The 23,345-nt window shown below is 72.7% G+C and carries 22 protein-coding genes and 2 pseudogenes; 15 read left to right on the forward strand and 9 right to left on the reverse strand.

What is annotated here, in order from left to right:
* Positions 1–30 precede the first annotated feature (30 nt).
* Positions 31–882: a DUF3097 domain-containing protein gene (locus H7X46_RS13790; protein WP_186359787.1), complete on the reverse strand. Its 852-nt coding sequence runs from the start codon at positions 880–882 to the stop codon at positions 31–33.
* Between the two features lie 134 nt (positions 883–1,016).
* On the opposite strand from H7X46_RS13790, the gene H7X46_RS13795 reads away from it, so the two are divergent.
* From H7X46_RS13795 to H7X46_RS13805, 3 genes are all read left to right on the forward strand, one after another.
* On the forward strand, positions 1,017–1,814 hold the full coding sequence (locus H7X46_RS13795; protein WP_186359788.1) for a hypothetical protein: 798 nt from the start codon (positions 1,017–1,019) through the stop codon (positions 1,812–1,814).
* Between the two features lie 123 nt (positions 1,815–1,937).
* Positions 1,938–2,381 carry a cupin domain-containing protein gene (locus tag H7X46_RS13800; RefSeq protein ID WP_186359789.1) on the forward strand — a complete coding sequence of 148 codons (444 nt, stop codon included), beginning with the start codon at positions 1,938–1,940 and terminating at the stop codon, positions 2,379–2,381.
* A gap of 9 nt (positions 2,382–2,390) precedes the next feature.
* Positions 2,391–3,188, forward strand: coding sequence for a potassium channel family protein (locus H7X46_RS13805; RefSeq protein ID WP_186359790.1), 798 nt, complete (start codon positions 2,391–2,393; stop codon positions 3,186–3,188).
* A gap of 155 nt (positions 3,189–3,343) precedes the next feature.
* Here the strand turns inward: H7X46_RS13805 and H7X46_RS13810 are convergent, their stop codons facing one another.
* From H7X46_RS13810 to H7X46_RS13820, 3 genes are all read right to left on the reverse strand, one after another.
* Positions 3,344–4,216 carry a DMT family transporter gene (locus H7X46_RS13810; RefSeq protein ID WP_186359791.1) on the reverse strand — a complete coding sequence of 291 codons (873 nt, stop codon included), beginning with the start codon at positions 4,214–4,216 and terminating at the stop codon, positions 3,344–3,346.
* Positions 4,217–4,221: 5 nt separating this feature from the next.
* Positions 4,222–4,743, reverse strand: a complete 522-nt coding sequence (locus H7X46_RS13815; RefSeq protein WP_186359792.1) for a MarR family transcriptional regulator — start codon at positions 4,741–4,743, stop codon at positions 4,222–4,224.
* Positions 4,744–4,903: 160 nt separating this feature from the next.
* Positions 4,904–6,043, reverse strand: a complete 1,140-nt coding sequence (locus H7X46_RS13820) for a response regulator receiver protein (RefSeq protein ID WP_370588760.1) — start codon at positions 6,041–6,043, stop codon at positions 4,904–4,906.
* A gap of 541 nt (positions 6,044–6,584) precedes the next feature.
* Between H7X46_RS13820 and H7X46_RS29090 the strand changes: the two genes are divergently transcribed.
* Together H7X46_RS29090 and H7X46_RS13825 are read left to right on the forward strand one after the other, a co-directional pair.
* A complete protein-coding gene (locus H7X46_RS29090) occupies positions 6,585–6,716 on the forward strand; it encodes a DUF664 domain-containing protein (protein ID WP_222131303.1) in 132 nt (43 codons plus the stop codon).
* Positions 6,717–6,816: 100 nt separating this feature from the next.
* Positions 6,817–7,146: a DUF664 domain-containing protein gene (locus H7X46_RS13825; protein ID WP_370588761.1), complete on the forward strand. Its 330-nt coding sequence runs from the start codon at positions 6,817–6,819 to the stop codon at positions 7,144–7,146.
* Here H7X46_RS13825 and H7X46_RS13830 read toward each other — a convergent pair.
* Positions 7,094–7,933 carry a GntR family transcriptional regulator gene (locus H7X46_RS13830; protein WP_186359793.1) on the reverse strand — a complete coding sequence of 280 codons (840 nt, stop codon included), beginning with the start codon at positions 7,931–7,933 and terminating at the stop codon, positions 7,094–7,096. The two genes, H7X46_RS13825 and H7X46_RS13830, sit on opposite strands and share 53 nt — an antisense overlap.
* A gap of 262 nt (positions 7,934–8,195) precedes the next feature.
* Here H7X46_RS13830 and H7X46_RS13835 point away from each other — a divergent pair, with 262 nt between their 5' ends.
* Genes H7X46_RS13835 through H7X46_RS13850 form a run of 4 tightly spaced genes read left to right on the forward strand, consistent with a single transcriptional unit; the run spans position 8,196 to position 12,918 of the window.
* Positions 8,196–9,209 (forward strand): 2-keto-3-deoxygluconate permease, encoded by a 1,014-nt coding sequence (locus H7X46_RS13835; protein WP_186359794.1) that lies wholly within the window; start codon positions 8,196–8,198, stop codon positions 9,207–9,209.
* 54 nt (positions 9,210–9,263) lie between these two features.
* A complete protein-coding gene (locus H7X46_RS13840) occupies positions 9,264–10,526 on the forward strand; it encodes a RuBisCO large subunit C-terminal-like domain-containing protein (protein ID WP_186359795.1) in 1,263 nt (420 codons plus the stop codon).
* The gene (locus tag H7X46_RS13845; protein WP_186359796.1) at positions 10,526–11,827 is read left to right on the forward strand and encodes a four-carbon acid sugar kinase family protein; all 1,302 of its coding nucleotides are present in this window, start codon (positions 10,526–10,528) and stop codon (positions 11,825–11,827) included. The genes H7X46_RS13840 and H7X46_RS13845 overlap by 1 nt, the downstream gene beginning before the upstream one ends.
* Before the next feature lie 47 nt (positions 11,828–11,874).
* Positions 11,875–12,918, forward strand: a complete 1,044-nt coding sequence (locus tag H7X46_RS13850) for an alcohol dehydrogenase catalytic domain-containing protein (protein WP_186359797.1) — start codon at positions 11,875–11,877, stop codon at positions 12,916–12,918.
* Positions 12,919–13,107: 189 nt separating this feature from the next.
* Here the strand turns inward: H7X46_RS13850 and H7X46_RS13855 are convergent, their stop codons facing one another.
* The 4 genes from H7X46_RS13855 to H7X46_RS13870 are packed head-to-tail and all read right to left on the reverse strand — an operon-like array spanning position 13,108 to position 17,603.
* Positions 13,108–13,908, reverse strand: coding sequence for an enoyl-CoA hydratase/isomerase family protein (locus tag H7X46_RS13855; RefSeq protein WP_186359798.1), 801 nt, complete (start codon positions 13,906–13,908; stop codon positions 13,108–13,110).
* Positions 13,909–13,913: 5 nt separating this feature from the next.
* Positions 13,914–15,551, reverse strand: coding sequence for an acyl CoA:acetate/3-ketoacid CoA transferase (locus tag H7X46_RS13860; protein WP_186359799.1), 1,638 nt, complete (start codon positions 15,549–15,551; stop codon positions 13,914–13,916).
* A gap of 60 nt (positions 15,552–15,611) precedes the next feature.
* Positions 15,612–16,442, reverse strand: coding sequence for a sugar phosphate isomerase/epimerase (locus tag H7X46_RS13865; RefSeq protein ID WP_186359800.1), 831 nt, complete (start codon positions 16,440–16,442; stop codon positions 15,612–15,614).
* A 3-nt stretch (positions 16,443–16,445) separates the two neighbouring features.
* Positions 16,446–17,603 carry a DUF993 family protein gene (locus H7X46_RS13870; RefSeq protein WP_186359801.1) on the reverse strand — a complete coding sequence of 386 codons (1,158 nt, stop codon included), beginning with the start codon at positions 17,601–17,603 and terminating at the stop codon, positions 16,446–16,448.
* Positions 17,604–17,760: 157 nt separating this feature from the next.
* On the opposite strand from H7X46_RS13870, the gene H7X46_RS13875 reads away from it, so the two are divergent.
* The 6 genes and pseudogenes from H7X46_RS13875 to H7X46_RS13895 all read left to right on the forward strand — a co-directional run.
* Positions 17,761–18,537: an SDR family NAD(P)-dependent oxidoreductase gene (locus H7X46_RS13875; RefSeq protein WP_186359802.1), complete on the forward strand. Its 777-nt coding sequence runs from the start codon at positions 17,761–17,763 to the stop codon at positions 18,535–18,537.
* A gap of 41 nt (positions 18,538–18,578) precedes the next feature.
* Positions 18,579–19,475: pseudogene (locus tag H7X46_RS30655) on the forward strand (glycerate kinase); the annotation flags it as partial.
* A gap of 83 nt (positions 19,476–19,558) precedes the next feature.
* Positions 19,559–19,732, forward strand: coding sequence for a hypothetical protein (locus tag H7X46_RS29100; protein ID WP_222132558.1), 174 nt, complete (start codon positions 19,559–19,561; stop codon positions 19,730–19,732).
* A 14-nt stretch (positions 19,733–19,746) separates the two neighbouring features.
* Complete coding sequence (locus H7X46_RS13885; protein ID WP_186359803.1) at positions 19,747–21,216, forward strand: MFS transporter; 1,470 nt, start codon at positions 19,747–19,749, stop codon at positions 21,214–21,216.
* Positions 21,217–21,395: 179 nt separating this feature from the next.
* Positions 21,396–22,466, forward strand: coding sequence for a LacI family DNA-binding transcriptional regulator (locus H7X46_RS13890; protein WP_370588762.1), 1,071 nt, complete (start codon positions 21,396–21,398; stop codon positions 22,464–22,466).
* A gap of 358 nt (positions 22,467–22,824) precedes the next feature.
* Positions 22,825–23,309 (forward strand): annotated as a pseudogene (locus tag H7X46_RS13895) (DDE-type integrase/transposase/recombinase); the annotation flags it as partial.
* Between the last annotated feature and the right edge of the window lie 36 nt (positions 23,310–23,345).

The raw sequence follows: 23,345 nt of genomic DNA on the forward strand, positions 1-23,345 counted from the left end.
GCCGGGAACTGCGCGCGCGTGGCCCGATCGTTACGGCCCGGCGGGTTCCTCCACCGCCGTCACGAAGTCGATCAGCCGCTCGACCGCGCCGATCATCGGGGTCTCCAGGTCGCGGTAGCTGCGGACCGCCCCCAGCACCCGGCGCGCGCCGTCGGCGGGCTCGCCCCAGCCCAGTGCCGCGCAGACGCCGGTCTTCCAGTCGGTGCCGCGCGGGATCACCGGCCACTCCCGGATCCCGACGACCGAGGGCTTCACCGCCTGCCACACGTCGACGTAGGGGTGCCCGGTGACCAGCACGTGATGCTGAGCCTCGCGGGTCGCCCGGTAGGCCTCGCGGGCCTGCCGGGACTCCTTGGTGCCGTCGACGAGGTGGTCGACCAGGATGCCCAGCCGGCGGTGCGGGCCGGGCCCGAAGTCCCGCACCGCGGCGGCCAGGTCGTCGACCCCGTGCAGCGGTTCGACGACCACGCCCTCGACCCGCAGGTCGTGTCCCCAGACGCGTTCGACGAGGGCGGCGTCGTGCAGGCCCTCCACCCAGATCCGCGCCGCCCGCGCGGTGCGCGCCTTCAGGTTCGCGACGTGCACCGAACCGGACGCCGAGAACGTCCGCCCGCCCCGGGCCGCCTGCGGCCGCACGAGCGTCGCGGGGGCGCCCTCGTACAGGAACGCGGCCGGTCGCAGCGGGAAGACCCGCCGCCCGCCGAACCGGTCCTCCAGGGTCACCTCGGCCCCGGTGATCGCGACGACGGCACCGCAGAACCCGCTCGCCGGGTCCTCCACGACCAGTCCCGGCTCGGCCGGCACCTCGGGCACCTGCGCCCGCCGGGCGGTCCGGGTGCCGGCGGAGTCGAACGTGCCGCGGTAGTCGTGGGACCGGCTCATGGTCACCGAGTATCCGACGGCGGTGGGCGGTGCCCGGGGCACGACACGCTGGTCACGCGTAGCTGATCGACGGGTACGCAGCGTCACCCACGTGCCGGGTGTGCGGATCGGGGGCGGCAGTTAGCCTGGCCGCCGTGTCCTGTGCGTCCGCGACCCTGGCCGTGTGGGCCTCGGCCTGGCTGGCCGGGGTCGCCGCCCCCGACGACGTCCTCGACGCGCTCGCGCCGTGGTCGGAGGCGCACGACGTGCTGGCCGCCGACGACGAGACCGCCACGCTGACCGCACTACCCGGCCCGGGCACGGCCCCGACCTCGACCACGATGCTGCTGGCCGCCGTGCGCCGCGCCACCCCGCGCGGGCAGGCCCGCCTGGTGCTGCCGGCGCCCGGTGACGTCCGCGGGCTGCCGGGCCCCGGCCGGTTCTCCCGGGAGGCGACGACCGCCGGCGAGGGCGTCCTGTTCCCGGACGCGGGGTTCGGTGTCGTGCCGGGGCCGATCGCCGACGGCGTCGTCCGGTGGAGCGTTCACGCCGTCCCCGACCCGGGCCCGGTCCCGGAGTGCGTGGCGCTGGGCGAGGCCGAGCGCGAGCTGCGCGGGCAGGTCCGCAACGCCGCCGCGGTGCTCACCGACCTGGGTGTGGCCCGGCACCGGCCGGGCGTGCGCGAGGAGATCGCGGCGGCGCTGCGCCGCCGGCCGCGGGCGTTGTGGCCGGACGGCATGCCGCCGCAGGTCCTGCGGGTGCTGCAGCAGGCCGACGAGGTCGACGCGATCCTGTCCGCCGCGGCCGGCGACGAGCCGGGCGGCGCGCTGTCGGCGTCCGCCGCGGAGGCCCGCTCGGACGCGCTGCGCCCGATCGCGACGGCGGTCCGCCAGGCCCGCCGGGCCGCGGTCGCCGAGGCCGTGCGGGTGCTGGTGTCGGTCCCGCGGAGCTGACGGCGGACGCGGCCCCCTGTCGTCCCGGGCCGGGCAGGCGAACTCGCGTCCGGGCCTTCCCGCCGGGCCCCGGCCGCGGCACCGTGGTCCCATGACCGACTGCACCCCGGCCGGTGGTGGGCGATGACGGCCGGCGGCGGGATCGTCGCCCGCCGCGCCGGCGACGGCTCGCTGCGGGTGCTGCTGGCGGCGGCGCACAGCGACGGCGCCCTCGGCGCGATCGAGCTCGCGATGGCCCCCGGCAGCCCCGGGCCGCCGCTGCACGTGCACCCCACGCACGGCGAGGGGTTCTACGTGCTCGCGGGCCGGCCCGGCCTGCAGGTCGGCGACGAGGTGATCGTCGCCGAGCCGGGCGACTGGGCGTTCGCGCCCCGCGAGGTGCCGCACACGCTGGCCAACCACGGCAGCGCCGAGGCCCGCCTGCTGTGCGTGTTCGCGCCCGGCGGCTTCGAGCGCCGCTTCGAACGCATCCTCGCCGAGACGACCGGTGCGCCCCCACCGCCCGGGCCGTCCCCGGAGGAGGAGGCGACGCGCGTCCTCGGCCCGCCGCTGGCGCCGCCGTCGTAGCCTCCGCGGATGGGCACCACGGCGGACGGCACCGATCCCGAGTCGCGGCTGCGGGCGTGGGAGCGCCGCACCGACCTCCCACTGACGGTGCTGTCGGTCGGGTTCCTCGTGCTGTACGCGGTCGAGGTGCTCGCGACCGCACCCGGCTCGGCCACCTGGCACGGCATCGAGGTGGTGCTGTGGCTGGTGTGGGCGGTGTTCGTGGTCGACGTCGTGATCCGGTTCGTGCTGGCCCGCGACCGCAGGCGGTTCGTGCTCGACAACCCGCTCGACGTCCTGGTCGTGCTGGCCCCGTTCCTGCGGTTCCTGCGCCTGGTGCGGCTGCTGAGCGCGGTGTCGGTACTGACCCGGACACTGCGCGACGACCTGCGCGGGCGGGTCAGCACCTACCTGGTGGTCACGGTGTCGCTGCTGGGGTTCGTCGCCGCACTCGGCGTGTACGAGGCCGAACGCCACGCCCCGGAGGCGACGATCACCTCGTTCGGCGACTCGCTGTGGTGGGTGCTGACGACGATCACGACGGTCGGCTACGGCGACCGGTACCCGGTGACGGTGGAGGGCCGGCTGGTCGCGGCCGGGCTGATGCTGGCCGGCATCGCGGTGCTGGGCACGGTGACCGCGACGATCGCGACCTGGTTCACCCAGCAGATCGAGGAGTCCCGGGCCGCCGCCGAAGCGGCCGAGGCCGCCGCGGGCCGGGCGGGTCCGCCCCGCTCCCCCGAGCCGGAGACCTGGGACGCGGTGCTCGAGGAGCTGCGGCGGCTGCGGGAGCGGCTCGACGAGCTGGAGGACCGGCCCCGGCCTTGACCGTCACCGTCCGCGGCCGGGCTCCTGCCGAGGGCCTCCGCGCCACGCCGGTGACGACCGCGCGTCGACCGCCGTCCGCACCGCGGCCCGGGCGAGCAGGTCCGTGGAGTCCAGCATGCCGAGCGCGAGCTGGGCCGTGGCCCGGCCGATCGCCGTCAGCGGGAGGCTGCGGAAGCTTCGGGCGTTGCGATCAGCACCGGCGCGGCCAGTGTTGCGACGAGCCCGAGTGTCTGGCGGGAGGTGAGCCGTTCGCGGAGCACGGTGATGCCGAGCAGGGCGGGGATGACGGGGTACAGCGACGACAGCACGACGGCGACCGTGATCAGCGCGGTCCTGGTGGCGAGCAGGTAGCAGAGCAGAGCGAGCCCGGCCAGCGCCCCGGCGAGCGCCGCGCCGAGACCGAGGCCGCGCCGCTGCCCGTCGTCCGCATGCCGTGTCCTGCTCAGGTACGGAGTTGCGCCGAGCGCTGCGATCGTGAGGATCGAGGTGACACGTCCGGCGACGACCGGCCAGGCTGCCGACTCCGGTGCGGCCTGGGCGAGGGCGAGGTACTGCAGGGCGATGCCGCCACCGGAGACCAGCCCGTCGACGACGGCCCGCGCCGATCGCCCGTCTCCGGCCTTCCCGCGCGAGACCGCCCACAGCGCGGGCAGGGCCACGGCGATCCCCGTCCACGCGAGTGGCGCCGGCCGCTCTCCGAGCACGACGACGCCGACCGAACCCGGCAGGGCGACCCCGCCCACGGCGCTGACCGGGACCACCACGCTCATGGCGCCGCGGCTCATTCCCCGGAACAGGAACACCATTCCCAGCCCGGTCCCGACGCCGGACAGCGCGCCCCAGGCCAGATCGGCGACGGCCGGGACGGTGGCGGAGAACAGCGGTGCGAGCAGCGCCATCGACAGCAGGCCGCCGACCTGGCCGAGCAGGGCGACACGGATGAACGAGGTGCGCCGGGACAGCACACCGCCGAGAACGTCGGACAAGCCGTAGCTGACCGCCGAGGCGAGTGCGAGCAGCGCGCCCACGGGTTTCAGCCGTCCCGGTCGCGCTCGGCCTGGCCGACCGGGCACGTCGCGTTCGTGGTGCAGCTCGGCCGGTCGCACAGCCGGCACAGGTACTCCGAGCTGCGGATCTCGGTGTAGAGGCGGGTCAGCAGTGTGGTGAGCAGTTCCGTCAGGGCGCGCTGCTCGTGGACGTCGAGGACGGACACCAGCTCGGACAGCGACTGTGTGCGGGCTCGGAGCAGCCGGGCCGCCGTGTCGCGTCCGGCGGACGTCGCTGACACCCGTACTTCGCGTCCCGTGCCGGGGCGGCGCTCCACGAGGCCCGCCGCCTGCAGGGAGTCGACCATGCGGGCCGCGGCGGACTGGCTCAGGCCGACGCGCCGGCCCAGCTCGGTCACGCTCAGCTCGGGCGAGGTCAGCAGGACGACGAGCGCGGCCGCTGCACTGGTGCCGGTGCCGGCCGCCCGAGACACGGCGCCGAGCGCGTGATCGGTCACGGCGAGCGCAGCCGCGCCGAGAAGGTTCGCGGTGCGAGCAGTGTCATGCATGAGTCATGCATATCAGCCGGAGCCGGATCGTGCAGGGTGGCCTCCCCGCCGCTGGGAACGGACAGCGAGGCTTGCTCACACCCCGGGGCCTCACCTCACACCTGCTGCAGCAGGTGTGAGGCGCAGCGAACGGGTGTGACGACCGGTCAGAAGGTCGGGCTCACATACCTCGGAGGGCGGCGGCGAGCGCGGCGACGTCGTCGGGGTGCAGGCGCGCGGGCACGGTCCCGGCCTCGGTACCGGCGTCCCGGCGGGCTTCCTCGCTGCCGGCATGCCGATCGCCGGCCTCCCGGCGCGCCGCGTCCCGTGCGGTCCGTGCCTCGTCCACCTCCGCCCGGAGCCTGTCCCGCTCGGCCTGCGCGGTCGCCAGCTCCGAACGCAACCCGTCCGCCTCGGCCCGCACGGTCGTCGCCTCCGAGCGCACCGCATCAGCTTCCGTCCGTGCGGTCTCCCCCGCCAGCCGTGCATTCTCCGCGTCCGAACGCGCGGTCTCCGCCGCCGTCCGCAGCGCCGACGCCTCGGCGCGCAGCTCCGCGTTCTCCGCACGGGCCCCGTCGAGTTCGGCGCGCAACGCGTCCCGCTCCTGCCGGGCCTCGTCGCGCTCGCCCTCACGGGCGAACGCGCGGTCGAGTGCCGCGTCCCGCTCGTGCCCCACGGTCCGGGCGACCAGTGTCGCCTCCTCGCGTTCGCGCTGCGCGACGGCGGCCTCGCTCCGGGCGGTCCGCGCGTCGTCGAGGGCCTGGTCGCGGGCTGCGACGGCGTCGGTCGCCTGCTGGCGGGCGGCGCCGAGCGCCTCGGTCGCCTCGAGCGCGGCCACGGCGGCCTCCTCGGCCCGGGTGACCGCCTCGGCGCGTTCCCGGCGGGCGTCCGCGGCGGCGGCCTCGGCCTCACGGGCCCGGCGCAGCGCGGTCTCGCGCTCCTGCTCGGCGGCCTGACGGGCCGCGTCGGCCTCCGCGGCCCGGGCACGGGCCTGCTCGGTCGCGGCCAGCGCGTCGCGCTCCACCTCGTCGAGCCGGGTCTGCACCGCGTCCAGCGCGGCGGCGAGCTCGGCGACGGGCCCGGTCACCGCGGTCACCTGCTCGCGCACCCTGTCGGCGTCCAGGGCGAACGCGCCGGCCCCCGCGTCGAGGCCGAGCGCGCCGAGCGCCTCCCGCTCGGCCCGCGCCATCTGGGCGCAGGTCCGGCCGCCCTCCCACCGGGTGTCCCGGCAGAACGAGCGCGGCCTGCCTCCCCGGGGGCCGGGCGGGGGCAGTTCGGCGCGGCAGCGGCTGTAGCCGCAGCGTACGGCGGTGTCGGTCACGGCGGTGACCGTACCAGTTCACTGGTTGCCAACCATTTAACCAGTTTCTGACTTGTTCGAACCTATCCACTACCCAACGGAATCATTGTTTCGTTGGTCTGATGGGCCGGTTCGGCGGTGTCGCCCCGCGTGCGGCGGCGGCGGCTGTTTCTGGCGGTGTGGTTGGTGGCCGCCGCGCCGCCGCCTGTCCGGTCTCAGCGGATCTGAGACGACTGCGCTGGACGTGATGCGTCGGGCGTCTCAGTTATCTGGTGCGTGTCTCACCGGTGGTGATACCGGTGCCCACCACGATCAGACGGAGAACGCGAGGGCGGACGGCTGCGGCAGGCTCGACAACGTCGAGCCACCGGCACATCTCAACCCCCGACCAGACGACACCCGTTGTCTCCTGGGTACGGCTCATCTCCCGTTCCCAACCACCGCCGTCGCCGTGGCCGGCCAGCGTGGCACAGCACCTTGGCCTGACGGCGGTGCCCGACCGGGCTGGTCAGCACGTCGTCGTTGCAGGTGGCCAACACGAACGGCACCCATGGTCAGCCACATGGACGAGCAGCTCACGGCCATCCGTGCCGCCGCGTTCGGCCTGACCGAGGAGCAGGCCCGCGAGACACCGTGCCGGAGTGCGCCGTCGGTCGGCGGCATCATCAAGCACACCGTCTACGTCATGCGATGAGCACTGGAACGGTTGAGCTCCGTCGTCACCGAGCAGCCGGTCGATGCGGCGGCATAGAAAGCCTTCACCGACAGCATCGCCGTTCGCGACGACGAGACGGGTGGCCGAGACCATCGAAGAGTTTGACCGGGTACGGGCACAGCTACTGGCCGCGGTCGCCGAGGCCGATCCGGCCGGCGACACCATGGCGCCTCCCGCACCGAGTGGTACGGCATCTTCGACGCCCGCCCTCCACGCTCGCTACTACCTGGTGCATTTCGTCGAGGAGTGGAGCCGGCACGCGGGCCATGCCGACATCATCCGCGAGCAGATCGACGGCGCCCCGGGCAACCCTCCTGGCGTGAGACCGGCCGGGCTGTGGGTGGGCAGCGCGCGTATCAGCGAGCGTTCCCTGCTTCCAGTTCCGCGAGAGCGGATTCCATATGACTGACCAACTTCCGCAGTTGGACGATGCGTTCCTGTGGAATAGGTGTCGCGGCCGGGATCCGTGCGTCGACGTCGAACACGGTGTTGGCGCGGTGCCAGACGTGGAACCAATCCAGGCCCCGGCCGTGGACGTCCTGGGTGACGCCTTCGAGGAGTAGCAACGGGGATCCGACGTTCACGTCGAGCGCCTGGGCGACGTCCGGCTCGGCCGCGACCGCCTGCACCTGCCTCGGGCCGCCGGCCACGGGGTAGCCGTGGTCGCGCATGAGGGCGTTGAGCGACGCTCCCTCGAGCAGGTCCGCGGTGAAGTGGGGGAACAGGTCGCGCGGCACCCAGTGCCGCTCGTAGATGACCGGGACCTGCTCGAGGTGACGGACGCGCTCGATCTCCCAGCTGCGGGTGGTGCCGAGCGCCGCTCGGGCCTCCTTCGGTGTTGCCGCGGCCTCGAGCCGGAGGATGTGTGTGTGTAGGTGCTGTCCCTGGGCAGCGGCCTGCTCGTCGAGACCGCCGACCCGGTTCACGAACCGCCGCAGGGCGGGGGCCGCGGTGACGACGCTTCCGCGGCCCCGCTGCCGACGGATCAGGCCGAGGTCGGCGAGGCTCGCGAGAGCTTGTCGGACGACGCTGCGCGAGACCCCGAACCGCTGCTGGAGCTCGTCCTCGGTGGGGAGCGTGTCCCCGGGGACGAGGATCTGGTTCCTGATCTGCCCGTGCAGGATGTCGCGGATCTGCACGTGCAGCGGTCGAGCGTCGCTGCGGTCGACCCGGGCTTCCTGCCCCTCGGTTGACACCGCATTCCCCCTGGACGCGCACCGGCTTCCGACGGTGGACACCTTAGACAGCGTCCCGGCGTGCCGGCACGGACCGACCGGCAGTCCGTCGGCGGCCGCTGCTCGCGCTCGCCAGCGCGCCCCGTGCCGGGCCGTGACACGCGTCACACCCGACAGGCCTTGAGGTGACCTTTCCACCCCTCCACTCTATGTCCGTACTTCTCGTACGTACAACTGGCGCCGATGCCGGTGGGTCGCGGCGCGCAACCGAAAGGCGTGCCCCATGGCAGAGTCGCAGCTCAGGCAGGGCCCCTCACGAGTGCCGCTGTTCACGATGATGCAGAAGGTCCCCGCCGGTCTGATGCTGATCCCTCTCGCGCTCGGGGTGCTGGTCAACTCCTTCGCGCCCGAGGCGCTGAAGATCGGCGGCTTCACCCAAGCGCTGTTCAAGGACGGCGCGCTGGCCTTGATCGGGCTCCTGATCTTCGCGACGGGGGCGCAGATCACCGGCAGCCGCAGCGGCAAGGCGGCCGCGGCCACCACCACCGTCGTGTTGGTCTGCAAGACCCTCATCCCCGCCTCGGTCGCCATCGCGCTGGGCCTGCTGGTCGGCGTTGAGGGCTTCCTCGGGATCTCGATCCTCGCCCTGCTCGCGATCATGGGGAACAGCAACGGTGCGCTGTGGCTGGCGTTCGCCGGAGAGTACGGCGACGAACGCGACACCGGCGCCTACGTCGCCAGCGCCTTCGACGACGGACCGTTCCTCGCGCTGATCTTCCTGGGTGCCTCCGGGCTCGGCGACATCCCGGTCCTCGCCCTGGTCGCCGCGGTCGTCCCGTTCATCCTCGGGCTCATCGTCGGGGCGGTCGACCGCGAGTGGACCCACGTCCTCGACCACGTGCCGAACATCACGATCCCGTTCATGTCCTTCGCCGTGGGTGCCGGCATCAGCCTGGGAACCGTGCTGACCGGCGGTGTGCAGGGCGTGTTCCTCGGGATCGGCGTCGTCATCTTCACCGGCGGCCTCACCTACCTCGGCTACCGGTTCGTGCTGCGGCGCGGCCCGAAGAGCGGCATCGGCTTCGCGGCGGGCACCACCGCAGGCAACGCCGTCGCCGTCCCCACGGCGGTGGCCGCCGCCGATCCCCGCTTCCTGCCGTTCGTCCCGGCGGCCGCGGCGCAGACCGCGACGGCGGTCCTGGTCACCGCCATCCTGGCGCCGATCGTCGCGTCCTGGGTCCTCAAGCGCTCCGGTGGGCTCACCGTCCACGACCCGGTGGCCGAGACCACGGCCTGAGCTCCACCCGGACCGCCACCCACGAGCACCGCCCACGAGCAGGAGACCGACCACATGCGCGACCAGCGAACGATCCGCGCCACCTACTACCTGGAGTCCGAGATCGAGCCCGAGCGGGCCGCCGCGGCCATGGCCGGCGAGCAGTCCAGCGGCACCTTCGTCGCCGTTCCCGGCGAGTCCCCCGAGCTCCACGAGCGCCACGGCGCCCAGGTGGTGGGGATCGAACGGCTCGGCGGCTGCCGGCCCTCCCTGCCGTCCCGGACGAACCCGGAGAAGGTCCAGGCCGCGCTGGTGACGGTCGAGTTCCCGATGGAGAACGTCGGCACGGACCTCGCGACCCTGCAGACGGCCGTGGCCGGGAACCTATTCGAGCTGGGCCAGCTCTACGCCTGCCGGCTGCAGGACATCCGGTTGCCCGACGAGTTCGTGGCCACGCACCCCGGCCCCGCGTTCGGGATCCCGGGCACCCGACGGCTGATCGATGACGTCGAGGGGGTCATGATCGGCACGATCGTCAAGCCCAACGTGGGTCTGCAGGAGGACCAGTTCCGCCACGTGGTCCGCGAGCTCGCCCGGGCGTCGATCGACCTCATCAAGGACGACGAGCTCATGACCGACCCCGGCTACCTGCCGCTCGAGCGGCGGGTTGCGATCGCCACCGAGGAGATCCGCGCGGCCGAGCAGGTCACCGGGCACCCCACGATGTACGCGTTCAACATCACCGGTGACCTCGCGGGCCTGCGGCGACGCCACGACCTGGTCGTCGAGGCCGGCGGGCGGTGCGTAATGCTCAACGTGCCGGTGATGGGCATCCCGGCGCTCGCCTGGCTGCGCTCGTTCACCGCGGTCCCGATCCACGGCCACCGCGCCGGGCTCGCCGGGTCCATGCGGGCGAAGGGACTTGGCGTCGACTACCGCGTCTGGCAGCAGCTCGCCCGCCTCGCGGGCGCCGACCACCTGCACGCCAGCGGCCTGGGCAGCAAGTTCTACGAGACCGACGACGAGGTCACCGCGAACGTCCGGAGCCTGCTCGAACCGCTCGGAACGACCACCACCCCGGTGCCCACCCTGTCGTCCGGACAGAACGTCACCACACCCGGCCCGACCTACGCCGCGGTGCAGTCGACCGACCTGCTGATGCTCGCCGGCGGCGGTGTCGCGGGGCACCCGGACGGGCCCACCGCCGGCGTGCAGAGCCTGCGCGACGCCTGGGCCGCGGCCGTCGCTGGGGTGCCGCTGGCCGAGGCCGGCCGCAGCCGGGCCGGCGCGGGCGACTCCGCGCTCCTGCACGCCCTGCAGATGTTCGGCGGCGCGTGATGGCGAGCTTCGGATTCGTCGCCGACGACCTGACCGGCGCGAGCGACATCCTCGCCCAGGCCCACCGCTACGGGCTGGACGGCGCCCTCGTCATCGGCGACGCGCCCCTGCCCGTCGACGTGGACGTCGTCGGCATCGCCGGACCCGCACGCTCCCTCGGCGGCGCCGCGTTCGACGACGCGGTCCGCCGGGACCTGGCCCGCATCGCGGAGATCGACCTCGACGTCCTGCTGTACAAGGTCTGCTCGACCTTCGACAGCTCACCCACGATCGGCAGCATCGGCCGGGGCATCGAACTGCTGCACGAACGGTTCGGCGACCACGGTCCCATCCCGGTGGCACCGGCCCAGCCCGCGTTCGGTCGCTTCACCGCGTTCAGCGACCACTACGCCGCCTTCGCCGGACAGGTCCACCGGCTGGACCGCCACCCGGTGATGTCGCGGCACCCGTCGACCCCGATGCACGAGGCCGACCTGCGCCGCGTGCTCACCGAGCAGCTCAGCGGCGGCGCGACCGTCGACGCCATCCACCTGCCCGCCTACGACACCGGCGCGTTCACCGACCTGTGGACCGACCGCCGGCAAGCCCCTGACCTCACCGCGTTCGTCGTCGACGCCGTCGGTGAGCAGCACATGGACGAACTCGCCCGCGCCCTCCGGGACACCGGAAACGATGCCCGGCCCGCCCTGATCGTCGGTTCCGGCGGCATCATGGCGGCCCTCGCCCGCACCGCCTCCGGCGAGCCGCCCCGCACCCCCGGACCGCAGCGCACCTCGGGGCCGGTCCTCGCCGTCAGCGCGTCGGCCTCCAGCGTCACCGCCGACCAGCTCGACGACGCGATCAAACACGGCTGGGTGGACGTCCCGGTCGCGGTCGGCCTCCTCCACGGACCCGACGACGCGCTCGTGGCCGCGCTCGACGAGCAGGTCTCCGCCGCACTGTCCGCCGGCCACGACGTGGTCGTCCACGCCACCCGCGGAACCTCCGACCCCCGCTACACCGCAGCCGGCCCGGTCGACCCGGCCCACCTCGGCTCGCTCATCGGCGCCCTCGCCGGACGGATGGCCACCGCCGGGCTCACCCGCGACGTCGCCGTGTTCGGCGGCGACACCTCCAGCCACGCCCTGAGCGCCATGGGCGTCCGGGAACTGCGGGTGTCCGACCAGTTCGTCACCGCCGGACCCATCTGCCGCACCGACGACCACGCCGCCGTGGCCGGCTGCCGGCTGCTGCTCAAGGGCGGCCAGGTCGGCCCGCCGGACATCCTGCGCCGCTTCGCCGGCCAGGCGAACCACCCCTGAACAACCCAGCTGAGAAGAACCACCTTCAACGACGAACGGGGACGACCATGAAGGCCGTAGTCAAACGATCCGCCGAGCGCGGCGTCGAGTACGTCACGGACCACCCGGACCCGAAGGCCACCGACGGCCACGTGGTCATCGACGTGGCCGCGGCGTCGCTCTGCGGCACCGACCGGGAGGTCTACGAGTGGACGCCCTCGGCGCAGGCGTTCAACCTCGACCTGCCCGTCGCCATCGGGCACGAGGGCGCAGGCACCGTCGTGGAGGTCGGGCCCGGCGTCACCGGGCTCCGGGTCGGCGACCGCGTGGCGCTGGAGAGCCACCTGGTCTGCGGGCAGTGCTTCCCCTGCCGGACCGGTGACGCGCACACCTGTGAACGCACCCGCATCATCGGGATGCACATCGACGGCGTGTTCGCCGAGTACATGGCCGCACCGCAGGACATCTGCGTCAAGCTGCCCGACCAGGCGTCCCTGGAGGTCGGCGCCCTCCTCGAGGCCGCGGGCGTCGCGGTCCACGCTATCCAGCGGGCCGACTACGCGGTGGCGGGGCGTGCGGTGCTGGTGAGCGGCGGCGGACCGGTCGGACTCGTCGTCGCGTACCTCGCGCACCTGATGGGCGCCGCCCACGTCGTCGTCGTCGAGCCCAACCCGTATCGCCGCGGCCATGCGGAGAAGATCGGTGCGCTCGCCCTGCCGCCCGGTGCCGAGGTCGTCGAGCGGTGCCGCGAGCTCACCGGCCGTCGCGGCGGATTCGACGTCGCGTTCGAGTGCTCGGGAGCGCCGCCCGCTTTGCCCGCACTGTTCGAGGCCCTGCGCCGCGAGTCCACACTCGTGACCGTCGGGCACCCGAGCCGACCAAGCGAGATCGACATCGCCGCTCACATCAACAAGAAGGGCATCACCCTGCGTGGCATCTTCGGCCGGCGGCTCTGGGAGACCTGGGAGCAGACGATGCTGCTGTTGGACTCCGGCCGGCTCGACCTCGAATGGCTGATCACCCACCGCATGCCGCTCGGCCAGGTCGACGATGCGGTCGACCTCCTCACCGGAGACGCCGGCAAGGTGCTGCTGGTACCCGGCCTGCGCTGACTCGCGCGTCGACGCGGGATCAGATTCCGTGGACACCCTCGCTTCCGGCTGTCCCACGAAACCTGACTCCTCGCCACCCGGTCCGCAGGTCGGCATCGAGCTTCTCCTGCGCGCGACGTCACCTCCTCGACGTCGCGCTGGCGCATCGGCAGAGCGCAGTCCTCCTCGAAGCTCGGGACTGGCCAACAGTTATCGGTCGTGGAACTGCGGCGTGTCCTTGGCGAGAAACGCCCGGACTCCCTCGGCGAAGTCGTCGGTGTAGGAGGTGAAGCCGCTGGCGAGCGCCTCGACGACCGCGGACGGCGCGCCGGCCGCAGCCGCGTCGACGAGCTGCTTGGACGCCTGCTGCGCGATCGGCGCGGATCCGAGGATGTCCGTGACGTACCGGTCGACCTCGGCGTCGAGTTCGTCGACGGCGACGTCGTTGACCAGACCCCACTGCTCGGCGGTGGTGGCGTCGATCTGCCGGCGGGTGAGGATGAGCTGCTTGGCCCGTGACGGACCGACCAGGCGGGTCAGCCGCTCGGTCCCGCCCCAGCCGGGGATCGTGCCGAGCCCGTTCTCCGGGAGGCCGAAGCGGGCGCTGCGGGAGGCGAGGCGGAGGTCGCAGGACAACGCGAGCTCGAGTCCCCCGCCGACGGCGAGACCGTCGACGACGGCGACGGTGGGCTGGCGCAGCCCGGCGAGCCGGTTGAACACGCGATGCCCCTCGGCGATCCAGCGCCGCCACATGTCCGGCGCGGACAGCCTGGAGAACGCGGCGATGTCGGCGCCGACGCAGAAGACCTTGCTGCCCCCGGTGCGGACGAGAACCACGCGGGCAGCCGACGCCTCGACGTCGTCGAGCCGATGCTCGAGTTCATCGAGCATCGGCAGGGTCAGCGCGTTGAGCTTCGCCGCGCGGTCGACGGTCAGGGTGGCGACGAGCCCGTCGTCGCTCAGGTGGAGGGTGACCTGTCCGGTCGCGGCAGGTGTCTCGATGGTGGTCATGGTGCTCAGCGCTCCCGAGCGGTCGGGGCCGACAGGGCGGCAACACGGGCGTGCGGGGCTGCCGCGACGAGGGTGAGCCCCATCGTCGCGGGGACGAACATGTCGGCGTCCATGGTCTTGAGCTCGTCGGAGACGTGCAGCGGGAACTCCGATCGGGCCAGGACGTCGCGTTCCAGGTCGACGCCGGGGGCGAGTTCGGTGACGGTGAGGCCTTCGGGGCGCAGCTCGAGCACGGCGCGCTCGGTGACGTAGGTGACCTTCTGGCCGTTGGCCAGGGCGCGGCGGCCGGAGAAGGTCGGTGAGCTGACCTTCGTGACGAGCTTGGTGTGCGGCCCGTCCTCGCGGATCTGCAGGGCGCCGTCGGCGATGCCGATGTCGCGGCGGCCGGCGGTGTACGAGCCGAGGAACACGATCTCCGGGGCGGCGGAGACGATGTCGGCGAAGCCACCGACGCCGGCGGTGACGTGGCGGCGCTGGGGCAGGTGGTGGACGTTCACGGAGCCGTCGGCGTCGATCTCGAGGAACGAGAGCAGCGTGCGGTGGAACCCACCGCCCTGCAGCAGGGTGAACTGGTCGGTGCTCTGCATGATCGCGTCGGGGTTCTGTGCCGCTCCGAACACGAAGTCGAGCAGGGGCACTCCGCCGACCGCGCCCTGCTCGATGACCCAGCTGACCGAGCCGGCCAGGCCCTCCTCGACGAGCACGTGCGGGACGAGCGCGGAGACACCGAATCCGAGGTTGACGGTCTCACCGGAGTGCAGTTCGCGGGCGGCGCGGCGAGCGGTGACCTTCTCCAACGAGAACGGGACCGGCTCGAGGGTGGACAGGGGCCGGCGGAGCTGCCCGGAGATGGCCGGGTCGTAGGGGGTCTGGGTGGTCTGCAGCTGGTCGGGGACGACCACGAGGGCATCGACGAGGATGCCGGGGACCCGCACGGACTGCGGGTGCAGGCTGCCGCCGGCGGCAATGCGCTTGACCTGGGCGATGACGATGCCGCCGTTGTTGTGCGCGGCGTAGGCGAGGTCGAGCGCGCCCAGCGTGGAGGCCTCGTCCTCGAAGGTGAGGTTGCCCCGCTCGTCCGCGGTGGTGGCCCGGATGATGGCGACGTCGGGGACGATGGCCTGGAAGTAGAGCCACTCCTGATCGTCGAGCTGCTCGCGGCGTACGTAGGCGGTGGGGGTGGTGTCGTTCATGCGGCCACCGACCTCGTCGGGGTCGACGAACGACCCGATGCCGACCTTGGTGAACACTCCCGGCTGCTTGGCGGCGGCGGCGCGGTGCATCTGGTAGATCACGCCGGAGGGGAAGTTGTAGGCCTCGACCTCGTCCTTCTCGATCATCTGCCAGATCCGCGGCGGCTCGGATCGCGACGGGCCGGACGGGTAGGAGCCGGCGACCACGCGGCGGAGCAGGCCGGGTTTCGCGATGTGGTCGATGCCCGTGATCCCGGACATGTCGCCGGCGGCGATGGGGTGTAGCGAGGTGAGGTCGCGCGGGCTCCGGGTCTCGGCGAAGCGCTCGCCGATGCCGGCGAGCACGGCGTCGGGGCAGTTCAACCCGGACGACGAGCTGACCGTGACGACGTCACCGTCGTTGATGAGCTCGGCGGCCCGGCGGGCGGACAGGACCTGGGGGGTGTGCATCGGTGGTGCTCCTCGGAACGAGTCGGTCTGGGACGGGTACGGCCGGCGGCGGCTGGCTGGTCAGGGAGCGGCGGGTGCGGGCTCGGTGATCGCGGCGAGGGCGCGGGACGCTGCGCGCGCGACGTCGGCGGGTGGGCGGGACCACCACTGGTCGCTGAGCACCTCCACCTCGAACATGCCCGCGTAGCCGCAGCGGCGGGCGAGATCGACGAAGGCGGGCATGTCGATGTGGCCGTCGCCGGGCATGCCGCGGCTGGACAGCTGCCCGTGGATGGGAAGCACCCAGTCGGCGAGCTGGACCGAGTGCACGCGCGCGCCGGCGCGGGTCATCAGAGAGTCGAGGGCGACGTCCCACCACACGTGGTAGGTGTCCACGGCGAGGCCGACCCACGGCGAGTCGAGCCGCTCGACGAGGTCCACGGCCTCGCCGAGTGAGGTGATGGCTGAGCGGTCGGCGGCCATCATGGGGTGCATCGGCTCCACCGCCAGGGGGATCTGCGCGGCGGCGGCGTGCTCGATCAGCGCGGCGATCCCGTCGAAGATGTGCGCCCGCGCCATGGCCAGGTCGCGGGCGGTCGCGGCTCCGCAGACGAGGACCAGGCAGTCGGCGTGGAGGGCATGGGCCTCGTCGATGGCGCGCCGGTTGTCGTCGTGGGCGCGGGCGCGCTCGGTCCGGGTCGGCTGGGGGAACATGCCGCCGCGGCATACGCTGGTCACGCGCAACCCGGCGGCGGCAGCGCGGCGGGCGGCGTCGTCGACGCCGTGTTCGGCGTAGCTGTCACGCCAGAGGCCCACTCCCCCGAACCCGTGCGCACTGGCCAGGTCGATCAGCTGCGGCAGCGACGCCGAGCGCACCGTGACCGAGTTCAGGCTGCACCGGGACAGGTCCATGGCTCAGCCGATCCCGTGCGCGGCGAAGTAGCCGGCGGCACGCCGGGCGGTGGCGTCGGGGTCGGTGAACAGCCGGATGGCGTCGGCGGCGCGCAGGAGGTTGCCGAGGTGGCCGAGGCTGCGACCGGTCTCGAATCCACCGACCATGCGGAAGTGGTCCTGGGCACCGTCGAGGTAGCTCAACCACGCCACGCCGACCTTGTAGAACCGGGTCGGCGAGGCGAACACCAGCCGCGAGAGCTCCTCGGTGGGGCCCAGGACGTCGCGGAACCCCGGCTCGTCGCCGGCGTCCAGGCGCGCGAGTGCCGCCGCGGCGTGGCGACCGACGACGGCGAAGGCACCGAGCAGGGCGTCGCTGTGGTGGGTGCCGTCCCCGGCGATCAGGCCGGTGTAGTTGTAGTCGTCGCCGGTGAACAGGTGCACGCCGTCGGGCAGCCGGCGGCGGAGCTCGCGCTCGAGCTCGTCGTCGAGCAGGGACACCTTGATGCCGCGGACCGTGCCGGTGTGTCCGTTGATGATCTCGAGCACGGTCGACATCGCCTTGTGGGGGTCGTCGTGGCCCCAGTAGCCGGCCAGCGCAGGGTCGAAGACCTCGCCGAGCCAGTGCAGGACGACCGGCCGGGTCGCCTCCCGGAGCACGGCGTCGTAGACGGACCGGTAGTCGTCCGCGCCGCGGGCGGCGCGCACGAGCTGGCGGCTGGCCATCAGCACGGTCTCACCGCCCTGGGCCTCGATCTCGTGCAGCTGCTCGAGATAGGCCTCGCGGACCCTGGCCAGGTCGGCGTCGTCGGCGGGCAGTTGGTCGGTGGCGATGCCGACGACCACCCGGGCCGCGCGGGTCCGGGCCTCGGTGAGGCTGCGCCGGGCCAGCTCCATGGCCGCGGTGTGGTCGAGGCCCATGCCGCGTTGGGAGGTGTCCATGGCCTCGGCGACGCCGAGCCCGAGGTCCCACAGCCGATGACGCAACCGCAGGGTCGCGTCCCAGTCGATCTGGTCGGGTCCGTTCTCGGCCGAGGCACGCAACGGGTCGGCCACGACATGGGTCGCGGCGTAGACCAGACGGCTGGTCGCCGGCTCGGCGCGCACCGGCAGGTCCGCCGGCGGGCCGAGGTGATGGGTGCGGATGGTCCCGTCGGCGGCGGGCAGGGCGATCGCCGTCATTGGCTCTCCAAGTAACCGGTTACTTGTGCTGACGGCGACGACGTTATACGGTCCCGCTTTAGCAGTACAAGGGCATGTTGCCGACGAACTTCGCGGGAGTATCCGGTTACTTAGCCGGATGTCGCACTCCCCCACCGCACCAAGGAAGGTGTGCACGATGACCTCGAGCCAGGATCCCGCCCCCTCCCCGCCGCCCGCCGCGGCCGCGCAGTTGTGGGGGCGGACCGCGCTGGTGACGGGCGGCTCCGGCGGTATCGGGTCGGCGATCGTGCGCGCGCTGGCCGAACAGGGCGCCACGGTTGCAGTGGTCGACGCCGACGAGCGCGCCCGCGGGATCGCCGCCGAGGTCGGTGGCACCGGTGTGGTCGCCGACCTCACCGAGCCCGATGTCGCGCAGCGCATCGTCGACCAGGTCGTCTCCGAGACCGGTTCGCTGGACGTGCTGGTCAACGCGGCCGGCATCCAGGTCCGCACCCCCGCGATCGACATCTCCCCGCAGGCCTGGGAGCACCTGGTCGCGGTGAACCTCACCGCTGCGTACCGGCTCACCCAGGCCGCGGTGAAGCCGCTGGCCGCGGCCCGCGGCTCGATCGTCAACGTTGTGTCGCTGTCCTCGGACCGCGCCGTGGCCGGGATCGTGCCGTACGGCGCGACCAAGGCCGGGCTGCTGCAGCTGACCAAGGGACTCGCCGTCGAGCTCGGCCCGCAGGGGATCCGGGTCAACGCGGTCGCACCCGGCTACGTCGTCACCCCGATGACCGCCGAGAAGCTCGCCGACCCGGAGTTCCGCGAGCGGGTGATGTCCCGGATCCCGCTGGGTCGCCTCGCCGACGGCGACGACGTCGCCGACGTCATCTCGTTCCTGGTCTCCGACGCCGCCCGCTACGTCACCGGCGCCGTCGTGCCGGTCGACGGCGGCTATTCCATCACGTGACCGGCCGGGCCCACCCGGGCGACGAGCCCCACCCGCTGCGCGTGCTCGTCGCTCCCGATTCGTTCAAGGGCAGCGCCACCGCCATCGAGGTAGCCGCCGCGCTGGCCGCGGGTTGGAGCGCTGCCCGCCCCGGTGACGAGGTCGTGCTCCTGCCCCAGGCCGACGGGGGCGAGGGCACCGCGGCCGTCGGCGAGGCGTCCGTGCCCGGAACCCGCTGGCACGTCGGTCCGCTCGTTCCCGGACCGGACGGCACCCCCGTACCGGCCCGCTGGCTCGTCCTGCCCGACAACACCGCCGTCGTCGAACTCGCCCAGGTCTGCGGGCTGCCCATGCTGCAGTACCCGGACCCCACCGGCTCGCACACCCGTGGGCTCGGCATGACCATCCGAGCTGCGATCGAAGCCGGCGCCACCAGTGTCTCCGTCACGCTGGGTGGCTCGGCCTCCACCGACGGGGGCGCCGGGGCACTGCGCGGGCTCGGCCTCGAACTGCTCGATCGGCACGGCCACCCCGTAGCCGACGGGGGCGCTGCCCTGATCGACGTCGACCGCGTCGATGTCTCCGGGCTGCTCCCCCCGCCCCCCGGCGGGGTCGAGCTGCTCACCGACACCCGCGCGGTGCTCAACGGCCCGGACGGCGCCGCGCAGCTGTTCGGCCCGCAGAAGGGCGCGAGCCCGGCCCAGATCGCCGAGCTCGACGCCGCACTCGCCCACTATGCCGAGATCCTCGACCAGGTGCTGCCGGCGGACCCCGGGCAGCCCGGAGTCGGTGCTGCCGGGGGCACGGGGTTCGGCCTCGCATGGGGCGCGCGCATGGTGGAAGGCGCCGGGCGGATCGCCGAACTGACCGGCCTGGCCCAGACCCTGCCCCGCTGCGACGTCCTCGTCACCGGAGAAGGCTGCTACGACCGCACCTCGGCCACCGGCAAGCTCGTCGGAACCCTGCTCGCCCACGCCGAGGCCCACGGCCTGCGCACCGCCGTCATCGCAGGCACCTCACCGAGACACCGCCCGACCTGGCGGTGGACCTCACCACCGTTGCCGGGGCGGCGCACGCCGCGATGGACGACCCGCTCACCTGGCTACACCACGCTGCCACGAGCGCCGCGCACGACCTGGACCGACCGCCGACACCACGTCACCACGACCCGATCGACCTGCACGACCTCGACGTCGAAGCCGACGCGACCGCCTGAACACAGAGAGATCAATGACGATGCCCCAGTCCGATCAGGCCTCCGCACAACCCGCGCCCGAGAACCCGAGCGTCACGACCGCCGACCTGCGTCGCGCCGCATGGGCCAGCTCGGTCGGCAGTGCCCTCGAGTACTACGACATGGCGCTCTACAGCCTTGCCGCCGCCCTGATCTTCGGCCCGCTGTTCTTTCCCGGCGGTGACCCCACGACCGGGCTGCTCCTCAGCTTCGGTACCTACTTCGTCGGGTTCGCCGTACGTCCGCTCGGTGGCATCCTCTTCGGCCGCCTCGGTGACCGCCTCGGCCGCAAGTTCGTCCTCATGGTCACCGTCGCCCTGATGGGAGCCGCCAGCGCCCTCATCGGGGTCCTGCCGACCTACGGCGACAACCCCGGCGACTGGTACGGCTCCGGCGTCGGGATCGTGGCACCGATCCTGCTGATCGTGCTGCGCGTCGCGCAGGGCCTGGGTGCCGGCGCGGAGATGGCCGGCGCCTCGATCCTCATGACCGAGTACGCGCCGCGCCGCCGCCGCGGGTTCTTCGCCTCGCTGCCCTTCATGGGGGTGCAGGTCGGCACCGTGATAGCCGCGCTGACCTACTTCGTGCTCTATAGCCTCGGTGGCGACACCGTCACCAGCACCTGGCTGTGGCGCCTCCCGTTCCTGGCCAGCATCGTCCTTGTGCTCGTCGCGATCTACCTGCGCCTCAAGCTGAAGGAGTCCCCGACGTTCCAGAAGCTCGAGGCCCGCGAGCAGATCGCCGAGCACCCGATGCGCGAGCTGGCGACCAGCTCCCGCGGCACCCTGCTGCGCGGCATCGGCCTGCGCATGGCCGAGAACGGCACCTCCTCGATCTACCAGGCGCTGGCCGTCGCCTACGTCACCAGCGCCGCGGTCGGGATCAAGGGCCCCATCGGCGCCCTGTCCCTGGTCTTCGCTGCCACTCTCGGCTCGATCGTCGTCCCCATCGCCGGAGCGCTGACCGACAGGTTCGGCCGCGTCCGGGTCTACCGAGGCTTCGCCGTCTTCCAGCTCGCCGCGGCCTTCCCGATCTGGTGGGCACTGAGCCAGGGCGACACCGTGGTCACCATCTTCGTCATCTCCCTCGCGCTGGGCATCGGCACCTGGGGCATGTTCGGCTCCCAGAGCGCGTTCATGACCGAGCTGTTCGGCTCCCGGCACCGCTACCTCGGCGTCTCGGTCGCCCGTGAGGTCTCGGCCGTGATCTCCGGTGGCGTGGCCCCGCTGATCGGCGCCGGCATCATCGCAGCGGTCGTCTCCTCCGACGGCGGCACCGCCGTCCCGGACGCCGGGCTCGGCGCCTGGGTGTTCATCGCCGGCTACACCGCCATCCTGTGCGCGATCACCGTCGCGACCACCTTCGTCACCCCCGAACCCGCCGGGCGGGACCTCGACGACACCCGCGACGCCCTGGTCGCCGAGCGGGACCGGGCCACGGTCGCGCCCTCGGCCACCGTCAGCTGACCCCTGACCTGCCGAGCCACACACCCACCTCGTCGGTTCCGCTGCACGAGACGGTCCGTGCAGCGGAACCGGCCGTCCATCCCGTCCGTTCCACACCGAGAGGTGACCCGGTGACCGGCATCTCCTACGATCCACCCACGGAGGCTGCGGTCGGACGGGCCAGGCGGGGGAGACAGAGCGTGCGTGACGAGGCCGCCCCGACACCCCACCGCAAGCCGACCATCCGCACCGTCGCCGCAGCCGCCGGCGTCTCCACGGCCACCGTGTCACGTGTCATGAGCGGCGTCGACACCGTCAATCCGGACCTCGCCCGGCGGGTCCTGCAGGTGGCGAAGGACCTGTCGTACCGGCCCAGCGAGGCCGCACGCGGACTCGCCCGCGGAGCACTGCGCAACATCGGTGTTCTCATGCCCGACCTGGGCAACTCCTACTTCCACGACATCGTCAAGAGCATGCACGCCACGGCCACACAGTCCGGCTTCCGCATGCTCATCGCCGACCACACCACCGAGCCCGGCAACGAGTTCGAGACCGCCGTCGACCTCATGGGACACGTCGACGGTCTCGCGCTCATCGCCCCCCGCATCGACCGACCCCACCTGCGCGAACTGTCCCACCACGGCACCCCCGTCGTTCTCGTCAACCGGGTCGAGACCGGCATCGACCTGCCGATGGTCGGGGTCGACAGTTTCACGGCCATGCTCGAGGTCGGCGCGCACCTCGCCGCTCTCGGCCACCGACGCATCGTCTACCTGTCCGGCTCGGAGCTTGCCTGGCAGGACCGCGAACGCTGGCGCGCCCTGCAGGCCAGCAGCCGCATGCTCGGCACCGACGTGTCGCGGGTCGAGTCCGATGGCACGATCGAAACCAGCTATCGCGCCGTCGACGAGGCGATCCGGCACGAACCCACCGCCATCGCCTGCTTCAACGACCTCACCGCGGTGGGAGTCCTGTCCCGCCTACGAGACCTGGGGCTGTCGGTGCCCGGTGACATCTCGGTCAGCGGCTTCGACGACATCGAGATCGGCCGGCACCTCACTCCCAAGCTGACGACCGTCAGCACACCCCGCGACGAACTCGGTCGTGTCGCATGGCGCTTGCTCGCCGACAGCATCGCCAGCCAGCCGACCGACGACACCGAGAACCTGCTCCCGGCGCGACTCATTGTCCGCGCCTCCACCGGCACCGCATCTGTCAATCCCCCGCCGGTACCCCGATCGCACGTGTGCGACGGTCAAGGTCAGGCGTAGGCGGCCGTCGGCTGCCCGGCCATCACCGGAGCTGCGGACTCGATCTCGGTCTTTACACGCGGCGCGCTCATCCAGCTCGAAACCCCGGACGACTGTCGCGGACGGGGCTCCGCCGTCGAGCACGTCGTCGGAGCCGCGGTCTTGAGATCGGAAACTTCCCAAGCGGGCTGGTCGCGTCACTGACCACAGCGCCGCTGTCCCTGGTCACCAGAGGACTCGCCGCGACCGCGGTCACGCTGGTGACCGAGATCACAAGCCCGCTACGCCACTACACGACCCCACCCCACACTGATCCGCAACGCGAGCCGAACGGACCGGCCGAACGTTCGGTCGCTTTCGCCGATCCGGCCGACAGATGGTCTACGTCGCGTTCGTCATCGACGCCTACTCCCGGCGGATCCTGGGCTGGCGCGCCGCCACCAGCATGCGCACCGCACTCGTGCTCGACGCCCTCGAACACGCCCTGTGGGTGCGCGGCCGCCAGGGCCGTGACGATCTGTCCGGGCTGGTCGCGCACTCCGATGCCGGGGCCCAGTACACCTCGATCGCCTACACCGAACGTCTCGCCGCCGCCGGGGCCGCTCCTTCGGTCGGCTCGGTCGGGGACGCCTATGACAACGCGCTGGCCGAGTCAACGATCGGGCTGTTCAAGACCGAGCTGATCAAGCGACGAGGCCCGTGGCGCACCGTCGAGCAGGTCGAGATCGCACCCTCGAATACGTCGACTGGTTCAACCACCGCCGCCTACACAGCGCCGCCGCGGACCTGCCGCCGGCCGAACTGAAAGACGCCCACTACGGTCACCACCCGGCCCAACCCGAACCGGAGCACTCAAGCCGATAGCTCTCCGGACGCGCCGGGGCGGTTCACTCCTCGCAG

The organism is Pseudonocardia sp. C8 (assembly GCF_014267175.1).
GTDB lineage: Bacteria > Actinomycetota > Actinomycetes > Mycobacteriales > Pseudonocardiaceae > Pseudonocardia.

Bases quoted from the DNA above. Each gene is read 5' to 3' on its own strand.
- H7X46_RS13855 (WP_186359798.1), bottom strand. From the start codon at position 13,908: ATGACCACCATCGAGACACCTGCCGCGACCGGACAGGTCACCCTCCAC.
- H7X46_RS13870 (WP_186359801.1), bottom strand. From the start codon at position 17,603: ATGACGGCGATCGCCCTGCCCGCCGCCGACGGGACCATCCGCACCCAT.
- H7X46_RS13840 (WP_186359795.1), top strand. From the start codon at position 9,264: ATGCGCGACCAGCGAACGATCCGCGCCACCTACTACCTGGAGTCCGAG.
- H7X46_RS13865 (WP_186359800.1), bottom strand. From the start codon at position 16,442: ATGGACCTGTCCCGGTGCAGCCTGAACTCGGTCACGGTGCGCTCGGCG.
- H7X46_RS13815 (WP_186359792.1), bottom strand. From the start codon at position 4,743: ATGCATGACACTGCTCGCACCGCGAACCTTCTCGGCGCGGCTGCGCTC.
- H7X46_RS13800 (WP_186359789.1), top strand. From the start codon at position 1,938: ATGACGGCCGGCGGCGGGATCGTCGCCCGCCGCGCCGGCGACGGCTCG.
- H7X46_RS13860 (WP_186359799.1), bottom strand. From the start codon at position 15,551: ATGCACACCCCCCAGGTCCTGTCCGCCCGCCGGGCCGCCGAGCTCATC.
- H7X46_RS13805 (WP_186359790.1), top strand. From the start codon at position 2,391: ATGGGCACCACGGCGGACGGCACCGATCCCGAGTCGCGGCTGCGGGCG.
- H7X46_RS13885 (WP_186359803.1), top strand. From the start codon at position 19,747: ATGACGATGCCCCAGTCCGATCAGGCCTCCGCACAACCCGCGCCCGAG.
- H7X46_RS13845 (WP_186359796.1), top strand. From the start codon at position 10,526: ATGGCGAGCTTCGGATTCGTCGCCGACGACCTGACCGGCGCGAGCGAC.
- H7X46_RS13790 (WP_186359787.1), bottom strand. From the start codon at position 882: ATGAGCCGGTCCCACGACTACCGCGGCACGTTCGACTCCGCCGGCACC.
- H7X46_RS29090 (WP_222131303.1), top strand. From the start codon at position 6,585: ATGGACGAGCAGCTCACGGCCATCCGTGCCGCCGCGTTCGGCCTGACC.
- H7X46_RS13850 (WP_186359797.1), top strand. From the start codon at position 11,875: ATGAAGGCCGTAGTCAAACGATCCGCCGAGCGCGGCGTCGAGTACGTC.
- H7X46_RS13835 (WP_186359794.1), top strand. From the start codon at position 8,196: ATGGCAGAGTCGCAGCTCAGGCAGGGCCCCTCACGAGTGCCGCTGTTC.
- H7X46_RS13875 (WP_186359802.1), top strand. From the start codon at position 17,761: ATGACCTCGAGCCAGGATCCCGCCCCCTCCCCGCCGCCCGCCGCGGCC.